The 1,017-nt window shown below is 39.8% G+C and carries 1 protein-coding gene and 1 pseudogene; both read left to right on the top strand.

What is annotated here, in order from left to right; all coding sequences use genetic code 11:
- Positions 1 to 152: 152 nt before the first annotated feature.
- Entirely contained in the window at positions 153 to 623 is a 471-nt protein-coding gene (locus tag ACERJO_RS20955) for an IS110 family transposase (RefSeq protein WP_373648779.1), read from the top strand.
- Positions 590 to 1,017: pseudogene (locus tag ACERJO_RS20960) on the top strand (IS110 family RNA-guided transposase); the annotation flags it as partial. The gene ACERJO_RS20955 and the pseudogene ACERJO_RS20960, both read left to right, overlap by 34 nt.

The following is a 1,017-nucleotide window of genomic DNA, read 5'->3' on the forward strand; positions in this document are numbered from 1 at the left end:
AGGGATTACGAATCCGAATAAAAAACAGGGCTTCTTCACTTTCATTTTTGAATCAGGTTTAAGTATGTTGGGGCCATAGAGCTCGTGTATAGGAAATTAGAATCGGAATGAATAAGTGAAGAACTTTCAAAGCTTAGAAAAGTGGGGGAAATATGGAGTTTATCATGGCCTTAGATGTTTCAATAGGGAAAAGCTATGCCGTTATTTATCAAGATCAAACATGTATTTACGAAGGAGAGATCGCTCATAATCAATATGGGTTTCAACAGTTACTTGATAAGATTCAACGCCTTACTGGGAAGATGATGGTCGTTTTCGAATCAACAGGTATTTACTCCAAACCAATCGAATCTTTCTGCCAAAAGAATAAGTTGCCTTATTGTCTATTGAATCCTTTGGCAGCTAAAAAACAACTTGAACAAGGAACGCTCAGAAGTTGGAAAACGGATAAACACGATGCGCGCGTATTAGCGCAATCTCATCACCTTCACAAGAGAGAAGAAAAAGTACATCAATCTGACGTCTATCAAAACCTTCGAGATCTCTCACGCTTTTATCAAGAAATAGAAGGGGAGAGGAGATCAAGCGTATGCGCATGTACTTACACAACGCCCTCCAGTTGAGTTTTCCAGAGCTTGAACAGTTTTTCTCAAGCAGACTCACACCGTATGCATTGGCGCTCATTGAGCTGTTTCCTCATCCAGCTCTCGTTCTCAGCTCTAGCATAACGAAAATTAAAAACCTATTAGTTAACCACACAACTAAGAACATACCACAGGCTCACGCGAAACAAAAAGCTGTAGACATTATGAACTACGCACAACCTTCTTATCCAGCCGTGTCTCAAAGTAGCGTTCATACTCAAAAGGTACAGTATTATGCACGACAGCTCCTTCACCTATTAGAGGAAAAAGAACGAATTTCTAGAGAGATGATAACCGAAGCAAAAAAACTTCCTGAATTCGACCTACTTATTAGCTTTCCTGGAATTGGAGAAATCAGTGCCGCTCTAGTTAT

Source organism: Halalkalibacter sp. AB-rgal2, from assembly GCF_041821005.1.
In the GTDB taxonomy this organism is placed as follows: Bacteria; Bacillota; Bacilli; order Bacillales; family Bacillaceae_D; genus Halalkalibacter.